Below are 13,888 nucleotides of genomic sequence, written 5' to 3' on the forward strand. Positions count from 1 at the left end.
ATCTAGGCCCTCCCTTCGGTGAGGTGCGTCTCGTGCGTGAGGAACGCGAAGACGGCCGGCTCCAGGGCGTCGCGCAGTGCGGTGACGAAGGTCGCGATCCGCAGGTCGCCGGCGGCGAAGACCACCCAGGCGTCCTTGCGGCGCGGCAGCACCGTCAGCGGCGCGCCGGCCATGATGCCCGCCTTGCGCAGGCACTCCACCGCACCCCACACGCGGGTGGCGGCGGTGTCCGGCGCCTCGCCCGTCTCCCGGGCGACCAGTTCGGCGACGGCGGCGTGGTCCCCGAGGAGTCCGCGCCACTCGTCGGGCGAGCGCATGCTGACCGCCTCGATGTCGCAGGCGACCTCGGTGTCGGAGACGGCGCTGAGGGTGACCCCGAGACCGTGTGCCGCCGACATCGACATGTGCCGGGCCGGCTCCAGCTCCGGTCGCCCGTCCGGGCGGTGCCGGACCGCGACCGGGCTGCCCAGGGCCCGTGCCGCCGCGTCGGCGGTGAAGCCGCGGCGCTGGGCGACGGAGCCGGCCGGGGTGTCCCCGTGCGGCTCGACGGCGACGGCGACCCGGCTGCCGACGACGTCCTCCAGCGAGCGCTCCAGGTACGGGCCGAGCAGCGGGGCGACCCACGGACCGGAGCCGTCGGTCTTGCGCACGGCGTGCAGGGTCAGGCCGTCCCAGCGTTCGACGACGGTGCCCTGCTCGTCACGGACGGCGATGTCGTACACGTAGGTGTCGCCGTCGCGGCTGCGTTCGACGGCGGTGTACCGCAGCCGGTCGGGTACGTGGTCGCCGGAGCCGAGCGTGTGGATCCGCTCCACGCCGGACGGCAGCAGGGTGGCGTCAGGGACGCACACCTGGTTGCCGTGCATCAGGGCGTCGCGCATACCCGGGTCGGCGAGCAGCAGTTCACCGGGCAGGAAGCCGGCGAACCAGCCCTCCGGCCGCTGCTGCACGGCGACCTCGGCGTCCACGTGCCGGGCGGCGGCCCGGTGGAAGCGGCGCAGCCGCTGGAAGCGTGCGCCCTGGAACAGGACACTGCCGTACAGGTCGGCGGCCGGGTCCAGCGGGACGACAGGGGTGTCCTCGGGCACCTGCAGCGGTGGGCCGTCCGGCGCCGCGGTGCCGGTGAACAGCAGACGGGCGCGGAAGTGCTCGGCGACGAAGCCGGTGTCCTCGGCGTGGATGGCCACGTCGACGGCGTCGGTGCCGGTGACGGTCGCCGCGATACGGATCCGGGTGCTGCCGCTCGGCGGTACGACGATGGGCCGCAGGAACTTCGCGCCCTCGATGACCGGGGCGCCGGTGCGGCCGGTCACCGCGGTGGCGACCTGGGTCATGGCCTCCATGCCGATGACGGCGGGCAGCAGCAGGTTGCCGTCCAGCAGGTGGTCGGACAGGTAAGGGTCGGTGCCGGCGTTCAGCTCCACCTCGGTGACCAGCTCGACGCCGTGGTAGCGCACGAGCGGGTTGCCGGTGAAGCGCAGCAGCGGCAGGGCGGGCAGGTCACGGCGGACGGTGTCGATGCCCTCGGTGCGGCCGCTGATGACCGTGACGACCGGCGCGTCCGGGTCCTCGATCAGGCGCAGAAGGATTTCCACACCCTGGTCCGGGGAGACGGGGGTGATGCCCTCGCGGGAGAGGGACTCCACGACGGAGAGCTTCTCGCCCATGCCGACGCCCGACCACACCGACCATTCCATGCAGCGGGCACGCAGACCCGGGTGGGCGCGGGCGACCTCCTCTGTGAGGTCGGCCAGCCACTCGTTGGCGGTCGCGTAGTGCGCCTCTCCGCGCAGACCGGCCCGGCCGATGATGCTGCCGAAGGTGACCAGGAGCTTGAGGCGGGCAGCGCCCACCGCGTCGAGGACGGTGCGCAGGCCGTCGACCTTCGGGGCGAAGGTCCGCTCGAAGTCCTGCGCGGTGAGCCGCGTCAGCGCGTTCGGCTCGTTGCGGCCGGCGCCGTGCAGCAGAGCGGTGATCGTTCCCAGCTCGGCCGTCAGTTCGGCGACGGCCGCGATGACCTGCTCGGAGTCGGTGACGTCGGCGCGGGCGTAGTGCACCCGTACCCCGTCGGCGCGCATCCGCTCGAGGTTGTCGGCCAGTTCACGGTCCTGTGCCGGGTCGGAGCGGCCGAGGACGGCCAGCTTGGCACCGGTCCGCCGGGCCACGGCCAGCGCGCACTCGGCGGAGATGCCCTTGCCGCCGCCCGTCACCAGCAGCACGTCGGAGGAGCCCAGCGGGGACTCGGTGCGCTGCGGCGCCACGGGCAGGGCCCGCAGGGTCGGCACGCGGCGCACACCGGCGTCGTCGTAGTGGACCTCGACGAACCGGCTGGTCGCCGCGACCTCGGCCACGACCCGTTCCACCACGTCCGGCACCGTCGGGGTGTGGACGACGGTGGTGCGCAGGTGCGGGGCCTCCAGGTACAGGGTCTTGGCCAGCCCGGCGGCGCCTCGTCCGTCCTGGACGAGGACGAAGCGCCGTGCGCGGTCGCCGGCGAGCGCGCTGTGCGCGGCGGCCAGCACCCGCTCCACCTCCCGGCGCCCGCAGCCCTTGGCCAGTACAGCGAGGACACCGCCGCCGACGCCGGCGCCCACGAGTTGCCCGCGCAGGCGTTCGGCGTACGGGTGGCCGTCGGTGGCGAACAGTTCCCAGTCGCCGTCGGCGCCGCCGGAGGCGGCATGCGGCCGGGCGACCTCGTCGAGGTCCACGGCGAAGGGACGGGCCCAGGGAGCCGCGCCCGCCACGACGGGCGCCTCGGTCTCCACGGCCCCGCCGGTGCTGACCAGGGTGTCCAGCGCCTCGGCCAGTTCGGCCAGGGTGGCGGTGGCGAAGTTGGTCGGCACCTGCGCGGTGGCGATCCCCAGGCGGGACGCCGCCTGGTTGACGATCTGGCCGACGGTGATCGAGCTCATGTGGAGGTCGTCGAGGAGTCGACTGTCGACGTCGACCAGTTCGGCGGGCAGTTCGGCCCGCTCCGCTACGAGCGTGCGTAGCACCTCGAGCGCGTCGGCGCCGCGCTCGCCCTCGCCCGTCTCCTGGGCTGCGGGGATCTGCACGGGTGCCGTCATGCCGGTGGGCGTCGGTGCCGTGTGCTCGGTCCGCGGTGCCTGCGCCGCCGTGGCGGTGGAGGCCGGACGACGCGTGGCCGTCGGCACCTGCTCGCGCGGCGCCTGCTCGCAGGGGCTTGCGAGGAAGGAGAACTCCTGCCCGATCTCGAGGGGCCGTATGAGCCGGTCCTCGAAGAGCCTCTCCAGGGCGACGGGTGCTCCGGCGACGAACGCGGCTCCGGCGACGGCCAGGACGCTGCGCAGTGACTCGTCGTCGGTGTTGAGGGCGACGGCGGGGACGCCGGTGGCCGCCTGGGCGAGGCCGGTGAGCACCCGTCCGGGGCCGACCTCGACGAACAGGTCGACGTCCCGGGCGGCCTCGCGCACCGCCTGGGTGAAGCGGACGGGGCCGGTGATCTGCTCGGTGAGCAGCGCGGCCAGGTCCGTGTCCCGGGTCAGCTCCTCGCCGGTGACGGTGGAGACGATCCGCGCGGAGGGGACGCCGAGGCGGGCGGTGGCCAGCCAGGTGCCGAAGGTCGCGGCGGAGCCGGCGACGAGCGGCGAGTGGAAGGCGTGCGAAACCCTGAGGGGGGTGCAGGTGACGTCGGCGCGCTCGGCGCGGCGCCGGACCTCCTCGATGTCCGCGGGGGAGCCGGCGATGACGGTCTGCTCCGGGCCGTTGTACCCGGAGATGACGGCGTCGAGCCCGGCGAGGAGTTCCTCGGCCCGCTCGGGTGCGGTCCCCAGCGAGGCCATCGTGCCCGGGTCGCCGTGCTGGGACATGGCCCGGCCGCGTACCCGCGCCGCTTCGAGCAGGGTCTCCTCGTCGAGGGCCTGGGCCCAGTGCAGGGCGGACAGTTCACCGAGGCTGTGTCCAACGGCGACGGACGCCTCCAGGCGCAGGCTGTCGAGGACGCGCAGTCCCGCGGCGGAACCGGTGGCGATACGCGGCTGTGCCACGTCGGTGGCGACCATGTCGCCGGTCGTGGGCAGCCCGGCCCGGGCGAAGACCTCGGCGGCCTCGGGGAAGCGGCGGCTCAGCGCCCCTCCGTCGGCGCCGTGACCGGAGCCCTGGCCCGGGAAGAGGAAGCCGATCCGGGCGCGTCCGTCGGCCCGGCCGAGGAAGCCTCGGCCGTCAGCGGCGGTGTACGACGTCTCCCCCGTCTCCAGGAAGCCGGCGAGGTGGGTCAGGCGGCGTTCGGCGTCCTCGGGGGAGGAGGCGACGACGGCCGCGCGGTACGGCAGGGCGCGCAGTTCCCGCTGGAGCGTGGCGGCGAGGTCGGCGACCTGGCCGTAGGAGACCCGGGCGGCGAAAGCGGCGACTTCGGTGAGCCGGGCGCGCAGCGCCTTCGGGGACTCCCCGTCCAGGAGGAGGAGTTCGCAGTCCTGCGAGGCGTGCGCGAGGGTGGCGGAGCGCCGGCTGGGGGCCGTGCGTCGCCGGCCGGCGGGCTCGTCGAGGACGATGTGGGTGTTGATGCCGCCGAAGCCCATGGCGGTGACGCCGGCCCGGCGGGGTGCGTCCGCGGGCCAGGCTTCCGCCTTGCGCAGCGCCGTGAGGTTGGCCTGGTCGTCGGCGAGCAGCTCGTGCGGGTCGACGGTGCCGATGGCCGGTGGGAGTGTCTGGTGGTCGACGGCCATGGCCGCCTTGATCAGACCGGCGACGCCGGCGGCGGCCTTGGTGTGGCCGATCATGCCCTTGATGGACGTGATGGCGGCGGGTGGCGCGTCGGGGTCGGCCTGGCGGCGGGCACCCATGAGGGCGGCCAGTTCGGTGGCGTCGCCGACGGCGGTGCCGGTGCCGTGTCCCTCGAAGAGCCGGACGGTCTCGATGCCGAACCCGGCCCGGTCGTACGCCCTCTTGAGGGCGAGCTGGTATCCGCTGACCTCGGGGCGGGTGATGCCGCCCTGGCCGTCGGAGGAGACGCCCCAGCCGGCGATGGTCGCGTAGACGCGGTGGCCGGCGGCGAGGGCGTCCTCCTCGCGCATCAGGACGATCATGCCGCAGCCCTCGCCCGGCCAGAAGCCGTTGGAGCCGCGGTCGTACAGGCGCATCTCGCCCTTGGCGAGCGCGCCGGTCTTCGCGAAGCCGATGATCTCGAACGGGTCGATCGACAGGTCGACGCCGCCGGCGACGGCGACGTCGATGTCGCCGTTGATCAGTGCGGTGCCCGCGGTGGTGACCGAGAGCAGTGAGGAGGAGCAGGCGCCGTCGACGGTGTACCCGCCGCCGTTGAGGTCGAAGTGGTTGCAGATCCGGCCGGCGATGGTGTTGGCGAGTCCGCCGGCGAGGGTGTCCTCGTCGATGGCCGGGAACGGCTCCTTGTAGGCGGTCTCGACGTCACCGAGGAAGTGGGCGATGCGGTCGTCGTCCCAGTCCTGTTCGCCCTTGAGGGCAGCGGCCAGGATTCGCCGTACGTACGGCCAGCGCAGCCGCATCACGTTGGCGCGGGAGAACTCGCCGGTGAGGGTGTTGCCGACGACGACGCCGGTGCGTTCGCGGGGCAGGCCGTCCCCGGCGGGGAACCCGGCGTCGGCGAGTGCTCGCCCTGCGGTGTCCAGGGCGAGCCAGTGCGTCAGGTCGGTGGACCGGAAGGTGCTGCCGGCGATGCGGTGGGCGATCCGGTCGAACTCGTAGCCTTCGATGACCGCGGCGTTGCGGGCGTAGAAGGTGTCGGGTGTGGTCGGGTCCGCGTCCCAGTAGTCGTCGAGGTTCATGCGGACGTCGGGCAGGCGGCGGAACGCGCGCCGTCCGGCGACGGCGTTGTCCCACAGCTGCTTGGGGTCGGTTGCGTCGGGATAGCGGCAGGCCATGCCGACGATGGCGATTCTGGTCATGCGACCACCGGTGTCTTCACAGTCTCGGCCTCGGCGTCGGCCGGGGCGGGGCAGGAGCAGGCGCCCTCCGGGCAGGCGCACGCGGTGGCCTCGGCGTCGGCCGGGGCGGGGCACGCGCAGGCGCCGTCGGGGCAGGAGCAGGTAGCGGTGTCGGCGGCCGTCCGGGCCGCGGCGTCGGCCTGGGCGACGGACCGGGTGACGGCGGCGAGCGCGAGGGCCTCCTCGGCGCGCTTGCGGGCCACGATGTCGGCGGTCCACAGGAAGGTGCCGCGGATCGCGCAGGCCAGGGCGGTGGCGAAGAACAGGCCGTAGGCGATGTGCAGCGCGGTCACCACGCCGTACAGCGCGGCCACACCGCCGCCGAAGGCGATCTGTCCCCACTTGGAGGACGGCGTCGTACCCGGGTCCGTGATCATGTAGTTGGTGAAGAGAACGAACGCCACGCCGGTCATCATCGCGATGCCCGCGGGGATGGAGGTGTCGAACAGCAGGCCGCGGACGATCGCCTGGAGGGCGAAGCCGCCGACCCAGGCGAGGATCAGCCACATGCGCTCGGTGAGCTTGGCGTTCAGCATGGTGCCGAGCGAGAGGATGATGGCCGGCACCAGCCAGTCGAAGCCGCCGTCGATGTACTCGGTGAACTGGTAGGGCGGCGCGATCGACGCCCAGGGGAAGAGGACCAGGATGACGGCGATACCGAAGTTCGACGGGTTCATGAAGTGCCGCATGCGGCCCTTGACGGGGGCGCGCAGTACCCACTTGGTGCCTACGGCGACGATGACGCCGAACATCATGACCCATACGACGTCGTTGACGTAGGACAGCATGTTCACCGCGAGACCGGTGATGTGTGCGGGGTACAGGAACTCCATGACGCCGCGCGCGCCGTTGCCGCGGAAGCGCGGGGTGCGGCCCTCGGCGCGGGCGCCGATCATCTCGAGGACGATCTCGAGCGAGTAGGCGGTGGCCAGGGCGATCAGCGGCCACGTCCAGGGCTGTTCGAAACCCAGCACGGTGTAGCCGAAGACGTTCAGCACGGAGATGGAGATCGCGAATCGGCGCAGCGCCGTGACGACCTTCGGGTTGTGGCGTGGTGTGTTGGTCTGCGGGGACATGGTCACTTCTCCTTGGCCCGGTCGCCGAGCTCGAGGCTGTGCCAGCCCGGCTTCAGCGTCAGTTCCTGCTCGTGGACGTCACCGTTGCGGTCGCGCCAGGTGATCTGGGTGGGCAGCGGGCCCTTGATGTCCCTGCCGAGACCGATGTGGATGTCGGTGCTGCGCTTGCCGGAGTGGCCGCCGCCGCCGTCGATGCGGTCGATGCGCTTGGTGCCGTCGGGCAGCTGGACGCAGACCTCGGCGCCGACGACGGGCGCCCCGTCGGGGTGGGTGAGCTTCAGGCCGAGGTAGGAACCGGTGTGGGGGCTGATGTTGTGGTAGAAGATCGGGTCGCCCCACTGGCGGGCCACGGCGAGGTCCAGGCGGCCGTCGCCGTCGACGTCGGCGGTGGACAGGCCGCGCGTGGGAACCGGCTCGCCGATGCCCAGCGCCTCGGACAGGTTGACGTACTTGCCGGTCGCCGGGTCCTTGGCGAAGAAGCGCATGCGCTGGTTGCCGGCGAGGTCGTCACCGTGGCGGACGTTGGGCCACCACTGCGGGTTGGGCGTGAGGGCGTCGTTGGCGGTGGCGAGTTCCTGCAGCTGCGGCCAGCGGTTGGTCTTGCCCTTGACGAAACCGTTGGCCTGGGTGATCTCCAGGTCGCCGTTGTTGTCGAAGTCGCCCATCTTGACGTCCCAGCCCCAGCCGGACCAGGCCAGGCCGAGTCCGGAGGACTTGTCCTTGAACGGCGCCTCGCCCTTCTTGAAGCTGTTGCGCAGGTCGGCCTTGCTCTTGGCCTGGTCGAAGAAGGCGAAGTTCGACTCCTGGATGCCGAACGACGTGGTGATGTTGCTGACGAACATGTCGTACATGCCGTCGTGGTTCAGGTCGCCGAAGTCGACGCCCATGCCCTTGAAGGAGCTGCGGCCCAGTTCCTTGGACTTGGGCACGCTGCCACTGTGCACGGCCTTGACCTGGGCGAACTTGATCCTGCCCGGCTTGGACTCGTTGTAGAGCAGCGCGGAGGTGCCGAAGTCGTGGGCGAGGAACATCTCCGGCAGGTGGTCGCCGTCCAGGTCGGCGGCGGAGGCGCCGAGCGTCCAGCCGTGGTTGAGGCCCTGGGGGATGGCGTCGTCGACCTTCTCGTAGCCGTTCTTCGTCCAGCGGAAGAAGTGGCCGCCACCGCCGTTGGTGGCGTGCGACAGCGAGGCGTTCATGGTGACGTCGCCGTCCTTGGTCGGATCCAGGACGGGGCTGTCGGGGAAGTAGTTGCCGATGAAGATGTCGTCGTGGCCGTCACCGTCGAAGTCGGCCACGGCGGCGGCGTTGGAGTTCCACAGCGGGCCGGTGTACGTCGCGCCGCTCTTGCCGGGCAGCAGCTCGGTCGGCCGGAAGGAGTGGGCCGTGAGCGGCTTCCCCTTCTGCCCCTGGTTCTGGAAGATGACCGGCGTGCGGCCCCAGTAGTAGACGAGGAGGTCCATGCGGCCGTCCTCGTTGTAGTCGCCGGGCACGCAGCCCATCGGCGCCATGGTCTTACTGGTGCCGAGCGGCGCCGGGTTCAGCGCGAAGGGCGCGTAGGCGTGCTTGCGCGTGGGTGCCGGGGTGACGAAGGCCTGGTCGATCCGCGGGTCGACGACGCAGAGGTCGTTGGGCAGGCCGTCCCCGTCGAGGTCGTTCATGGCGATGCCGGCACCGACCGAGGAGATCCATGCCTCGATGTGCTTGTACGCCTTGTTGACCTGCCGAACCTCCTGCTCCTTGAATCCGGCGGGCTCGGCTATGGACATCGGCTCGAAGGCGTAATTCTTCGCGAGGCTTTGGACCTCGGCGGCCGACGACTCAGGCAGCCTGACTGCGTAAAAGGTGCCCACCATCAGGGCCAGGGCGATGATTCCCGGCGAATTTCTGCGAATCCAGTTCTTTGCGACCGTCACTGGTCAGTACCTTTCGAAACGAGCGAGGCGGATGCGAGGCGCGCGGCGATGTCGTGCCGCCAGGTCTCATAGGCCGGGAAGGGGCCTGCGGCGCCGGGCGCCTGGGGCCGGGTGTCCCGGCACACCTGCGCGGCGTGTTCGGTGGTCGTGCCGCACACCACGCGGGCCGCGAGGTGGGTGTGGTCGATGACGGTGCCTGCTTTGACGCGTGCCTCGGTCGCGAAGGCGGATCCCTGGGCGAGTGCCCAGCGGTGCTCACCGGCGTCCTCGACGAAGTGGGTGAGTTCCTCCTCACTGACGCCGCCCGCGTAGGCGCAGGCGAGGCCGGCGCCCGCGTACAGGTCGCCGTGACGGTGCTCGGGATAGGCGCGGATGAGGCTGGTGACGACATCGGGGTCGGTGCCGCCGACGAACCACAGCGCGCGACCGATGCCCTGGTCGATGGCGTTGAGCGTGTAGTGGTTGTGACCGCCGGACCAGCGGAAGGGGTGCTGGGTCTGCGGGTTGCGCACGTAGGCGTCGGTCTTGAAGTACGCCTGATGGAAGCCGTATCCGTCGAGCGCGAGCCAGCGCAGCAGCGGGTCGGTGGCGCGGATGTCGGGCCACAGCGGCTTGGGCAGGCGTGCCATCGCCCAGCCGATGCCGACGTAGATCATGTAGTCGTGGTGCCTGCCCCGGCCGGCCAGCAGCCCCCGGAGCCGGCCGCCGTGCCCGGGGAGCGAGTCGTACACCGCGGCTCCCATGCCGGCGCCCTCGTAGGCGAAGCCGCGCATGTCCTGGGGGACGGTCTCCAGTAGTTCCTCGGCCTCGGCGGGCGAGCCGGCCTCCACCGCGTAGGCATATCCTTGGAGGAACACCTCGCCGATGTACTCGAGACGTTTCTTTGCTTCCGCGTTTTTCACGTGGAAGCCGCGCACCTCCATGGTCGTCTCGGAAACCGGAGGTGTGAGCAATCGGCGCCGGAGCGCGCCAAATACACTGGCCACAGCAGTAAACCGCCCCTCTCGAATCCCTGAATCCCTCAGCGGATCGAATGTAGTCAGGGGCCTCGGAGGGGCGTCTACTTCAGGCGTGCTCAAACAATGGCTTCACATGTGCTCAAACAACGGCGGCACTCAATTGCAGGCGCACATTGCGCCGCCAGACCTCATAGGCGGGTACGCCCGCGCCCTCGGGTGCGGCGGCCGCGCAGTCGTCGGCGAGGCGTGCGACGGCTTCGACGGTGCGTCCCGTGAACGCGTGCACCGCGGTGCTGCTGTGCTCGGGGACGAACCCGGCGTGGTGGCGGGCCTTGGCGGCGAACACCGCACCCTGCGCCAGGTGATCGGCGAGATCCCCCGCCTCCGCGCGCAGCGCGTCGAGGTCGGTGATCGTGCTGCCGCCGGCGAAGGTGGCGGCAAGACCGACGCCACTCCACAGGTCCGCCCACCGGTCGCCGGCGAACGCCCGCACGGACGCGGATACGTTGCCGACGTGGCCGCCGTGGATGAACCACAGCGCGCGGCCGACGCCCTGGTCGAAGGCGCGCTGCCAGTACGAGGGGGCGCCGTCCCAGGTGTAGGGGGTGTCCGTGCGCTGTCCGTCCACCCAGGTGCCGGTGTCGAAGTAGGCGCGGTCGAATCCGTAGCCGTCGACGCACAGCCAGGTCATCGCCGGATAGAGGTCGGGCTCGTGCAGATCCGGGACGAGCTTCTTCCACAAGGGCCTGGGCAGTTTGGCCATGGCGAAGCCGATGCCGATGTAGTTGAGGAAGATGTGCGGCCTGCCTCCGCCTCGCAGCAAGTCGCGGGTGCGGTGACCGCCGCGGCTCATCGCGTCGCGGATCGCGCAGGCCATGGTGGCGCCCTCGTAGGCGAAGCCCCGGTTCAGCGGATCGACGAGCGCGAGCCGACGCTCGGTGGTCGCGAGGTCCCGGTCCTCGATGGCCCATTCGAAGCCCGTCACCACCGCTTGTGGCACGGCCTCCAGCTGACGCGTGCGCTCGGTGGGTTCCACGCTGAAGCCCCGTCGTGCGAAGCCCACTTCCTCCAGAGACGGAGCCATGATCAGTCTGCGCAATGCTCCCAGTGCGGGCACGGACGCCTCCTCCTACGGCCGCTCCCTTACCGGCGGCGGGGGCTGTCATCGTGTTCGACCCGGCCGCGAGGCGGCATCTTCGTCTGTGCGCTCCCGGGCGTGGTCACCGGATGGGGCGGACGTCCACCTCCTCGTCGTGCACGATGCGCCCGCAGTGTGTGCAGCGGAGCTCGACCTCGACGGTTCCCTCGCAGCCGATGTGGTCGGCTCGGCGCGGCGGACCCAGTTCCTGCGGCAGGTTGCGGTCTCCCCACTGCATGAGGGCGACGACCGCGCGGGTCAGGTCCCGGCCCGCCGGGGTGAGCCGGTACTCGTGACGCACCGGCTTGTCCTGGTAGGGCACCCGCTCCATGAGGCCCTGCTCGACCAGCCGGTTCAGCCGCGAGGACAGCACGTTACGGGCGATGTCCAGGTGGGAGAGGAACTGGTCGAAGCGCGAGGTGCCGAGCAGTGCCGAGCGGATGATCAGCAGGGTCCAGCGCTCCCCGATCACCTCCAGGGAACGGGCGAGGTTGCAGTCCTGTCCCTCGTACGTGTGTCTCAGCATGGGCTCACTCTAGGAGGATGCGAGTTGCGTGACGGTACCCGACTTGGCGAAGACGTCACCGGTTTGTCGGGCCGCTCAGGCGGCCATGAGCCGCCGCTCCCCGTCGCCCGTGGGACGCCTGTCGAAGCGGTCGTAGGCGTATGCGGCGGACACCAGGGTCATGTGGTGGTGCCAGCCGGGATAGGAGCGACCCTCGAAGTCGAGCAGACCGAAGTCGTCCGCCATCGTGCGCACGGACTCGTCCGCCCGGGCGAGCGTCCGGGTCAGGGCGAGCACCGACTCCATGCGCGTGTGGGTGAGGCTGGTCAGCCACAGCTGGACGGGCCGTCGTCCTCCCTCGGGGCGGACGGCGAAGAGGCGGTAGGTGCGGTCGGTGCGCTCAGCGCTCTGCCCGTGCCTGGGCAGACGTACGAAGCCGGACATGACCGTGGTGTGCCGGCCCTGCCCGTCCCAGGGGGCCACGGTCTCCATCCGGGTCAGGGTGCCCGCGTCGAACTCGAACAAGTTGCGTGCGGCGAGTACCAGGCCCGGGCCGTCCTCCCGGTGGGGAGGCTGCAGCCGCAGCCGCCGGCCCACGGCGACCTGGAGCCGGTCCGGGATGGCGACCAAGAAGTCACGTCCCCGCTGGGCGAGCCCGTTGATCAGGGAGGTGGTGTTGGTCCCGCCGACGGACTCCAGGTCGGCGACGACCGGCAGCGCCACGGTTCGGCTGGTGCCGGCGAGCGTGTCGAGGAGGTCGAGGGCGTGCTGCTCGACGGAGCGGGGACCCACCTCTGCGGGGATCCGGGTCCTGACGCGGCGCTCTTGATCCTTCACCCAGGAACCGGGGAGCAGGAGGCGCCAGTCGACGGGTACGGCTCGGTCGTAGGACGACAGGAACATGCCGATGCCCACCTGGCAGGTGACGGAGCGGCCGGTGGAGGCAAGGAAGCGGCGGTGTACACCGCAGGAGTGTTCGCCGCGCTTGCGCAGCACGGCCGGGCCGATCACGCAGGCGCGAGGAGTCATGCGCTGCTCGGCCCACCGGGTGAGTTCCGCGCGAACGGGCATCCAGTCCCAGGGGCTTGCGTTGACGAACTGGTGCAGCGACTGCGAGGCGGCCGGTGAGGACGAGATCGCCGCGGCGAGCCGACGGACCGACTTCTTGCCCGGAGTGGTGAGCAGGCTCTGCACGTATGCGTGTGCCCAGCGCCGCTGGTCCGCTCGCGGCAGACACTCGAAGAGCCTCTCGTTGAAGGCCGCTACCGGGGCGTGATCGATCGTCAGAGCGTGTGCGCCCATGGCTGGTTCCCTCCCTGATCTCGGTCTGCGGCTGCCGACCAGGCTAAAATAATAGCGAACACCCTCTTTTTTTCGCGACTCAGGAGAGTTGCCACATGTACTTCGCCAAGTCGGTCCCCGCCGCGCACGGTGACGGGTACCGCTCCAGCAACGCTTCCGCAGGGGTCACCCTCCTGTGGATCGACCCGTCAACCACTCCCGTCACGGCTGTGAGCTGCGGAAATCCAGGACGTCTTGGCCAACTCCGTGTTGTGCGGCGCAAGAAGAAAGCGTCAACCTTGAGGCGGAGGCTGACTGCCAGCTCTCCACGGGATGCCCGGACGGTGGACCGTCGGGCCGTACCCGGGGCCGCCCCATCTCCGGCCGCTCAGAGCCCTCTACGGGAGACAGTGTGGTGAAACAAGAGAGGGCCCTGCGCACACGTCAGGCCCTGATGAAGGCGGCGGCCGAGGAGTTCGACCGCCACGGATACGACGCCACATCCCTGTCACGGATCAGCGCGGTGGCCGGCGTCTCGATCGGCGCCGTGACCTTCCACTTCTCCTCGAAGGCAGATCTGGCGGACGCGGTGCAGCAGGAAGGACGCGCGGTGACTCTGGGCGGCCTCGAGCGCCTGACCGCCGGTCCGTTGTCCCCGCTGCGCCTGGTGATCGACCTGACGCTGGAGCTGGCCAGGCTCATGGAGCAGGAGTCCTCGGTACGGGCCGCCATACGCTTGGCCCGCGAGCGCCCTGACACCGACGCCTGGTCGGATGCCTGGCTGCCGATGGTCCGCGCGCTGCTCGACCAGGCGTATGAACGCGGCCAACTCCGCACGGATGCCCTGCCTGCCGACGTCACTCTGCTCGTCGAACATCTGACCAACGGGGCGGAGGCCTATCTGCGCGGGCGGATGGGCTCCGGTCCGGCATTCGAAAGCACCGTCGCCCAGCTCAGACGCATCTGGCACCTGGCGCTCGTCGGCGTTTCGTCCGACGATGGGGTCATCCTCCCTCAGCCGCGCACAAGGGCCCCGTCGCAGGCGGGGGCTGCCGACTGAGAGCTCGTCAGGAGACGCGATGCCGGCATGCCGAA

General features: G+C 71.0%; 8 protein-coding genes. 1 reads left to right on the forward strand and 7 read right to left on the reverse strand.

Annotation, left to right across the window (positions count from 1 at the left end):
- Positions 1–2 precede the first annotated feature (2 nt).
- The 7 genes from AQJ66_RS32340 to AQJ66_RS32370 form a co-directional block, all read right to left on the reverse strand.
- Positions 3–5,882 carry a type I polyketide synthase gene (locus AQJ66_RS32340; protein WP_061929060.1) on the reverse strand — a complete coding sequence of 1,960 codons (5,880 nt, stop codon included), beginning with the start codon at positions 5,880–5,882 and terminating at the stop codon, positions 3–5.
- Positions 5,879–6,997, reverse strand: coding sequence for an enediyne biosynthesis protein (locus AQJ66_RS32345; protein WP_061929062.1), 1,119 nt, complete (start codon positions 6,995–6,997; stop codon positions 5,879–5,881). The genes AQJ66_RS32340 and AQJ66_RS32345 overlap by 4 nt, the downstream gene beginning before the upstream one ends.
- Before the next feature lie 2 nt (positions 6,998–6,999).
- Positions 7,000–8,850 (reverse strand): CRTAC1 family protein, encoded by a 1,851-nt coding sequence (locus AQJ66_RS32350; RefSeq protein ID WP_061929064.1) that lies wholly within the window; start codon positions 8,848–8,850, stop codon positions 7,000–7,002.
- A 56-nt stretch (positions 8,851–8,906) separates the two neighbouring features.
- Complete coding sequence (locus tag AQJ66_RS32355; RefSeq protein ID WP_079060549.1) at positions 8,907–9,896, reverse strand: DUF1702 family protein; 990 nt, start codon at positions 9,894–9,896, stop codon at positions 8,907–8,909.
- 112 nt (positions 9,897–10,008) lie between these two features.
- On the reverse strand, positions 10,009–10,986 hold the full coding sequence (locus tag AQJ66_RS32360; RefSeq protein WP_061929066.1) for a DUF1702 family protein: 978 nt from the start codon (positions 10,984–10,986) through the stop codon (positions 10,009–10,011).
- Between the two features lie 103 nt (positions 10,987–11,089).
- A complete protein-coding gene (locus AQJ66_RS32365) occupies positions 11,090–11,533 on the reverse strand; it encodes a winged helix-turn-helix transcriptional regulator (RefSeq protein ID WP_061929068.1) in 444 nt (147 codons plus the stop codon).
- Positions 11,534–11,608: 75 nt separating this feature from the next.
- Positions 11,609–12,814 carry an IS701 family transposase gene (locus tag AQJ66_RS32370; protein WP_061929069.1) on the reverse strand — a complete coding sequence of 402 codons (1,206 nt, stop codon included), beginning with the start codon at positions 12,812–12,814 and terminating at the stop codon, positions 11,609–11,611.
- A gap of 433 nt (positions 12,815–13,247) precedes the next feature.
- Between AQJ66_RS32370 and AQJ66_RS32375 the strand changes: the two genes are divergently transcribed.
- Entirely contained in the window at positions 13,248–13,853 is a 606-nt protein-coding gene (locus AQJ66_RS32375) for a TetR family transcriptional regulator (RefSeq protein WP_425264322.1), read from the forward strand.
- Positions 13,854–13,888: the final 35 nt, after the last annotated feature.

The organism is Streptomyces bungoensis, from assembly GCF_001514215.1.
Lineage (GTDB): Bacteria > Actinomycetota > Actinomycetes > Streptomycetales > Streptomycetaceae > Streptomyces > Streptomyces bungoensis.

Excerpts from the sequence above, each read along its gene's own strand:
- AQJ66_RS32340 (WP_061929060.1), bottom strand. The coding sequence starts at position 5,882 with ATGACCAGAATCGCCATCGTCGGCATGGCCTGCCGCTATCCCGACGCA.
- AQJ66_RS32345 (WP_061929062.1), bottom strand. The coding sequence starts at position 6,997 with ATGTCCCCGCAGACCAACACACCACGCCACAACCCGAAGGTCGTCACG.
- AQJ66_RS32350 (WP_061929064.1), bottom strand. The coding sequence starts at position 8,850 with ATGGTGGGCACCTTTTACGCAGTCAGGCTGCCTGAGTCGTCGGCCGCC.
- AQJ66_RS32365 (WP_061929068.1), bottom strand. The coding sequence starts at position 11,533 with ATGCTGAGACACACGTACGAGGGACAGGACTGCAACCTCGCCCGTTCC.
- AQJ66_RS32370 (WP_061929069.1), bottom strand. The coding sequence starts at position 12,814 with ATGGGCGCACACGCTCTGACGATCGATCACGCCCCGGTAGCGGCCTTC.
- AQJ66_RS32375 (WP_425264322.1), top strand. The coding sequence starts at position 13,248 with ATGAAGGCGGCGGCCGAGGAGTTCGACCGCCACGGATACGACGCCACA.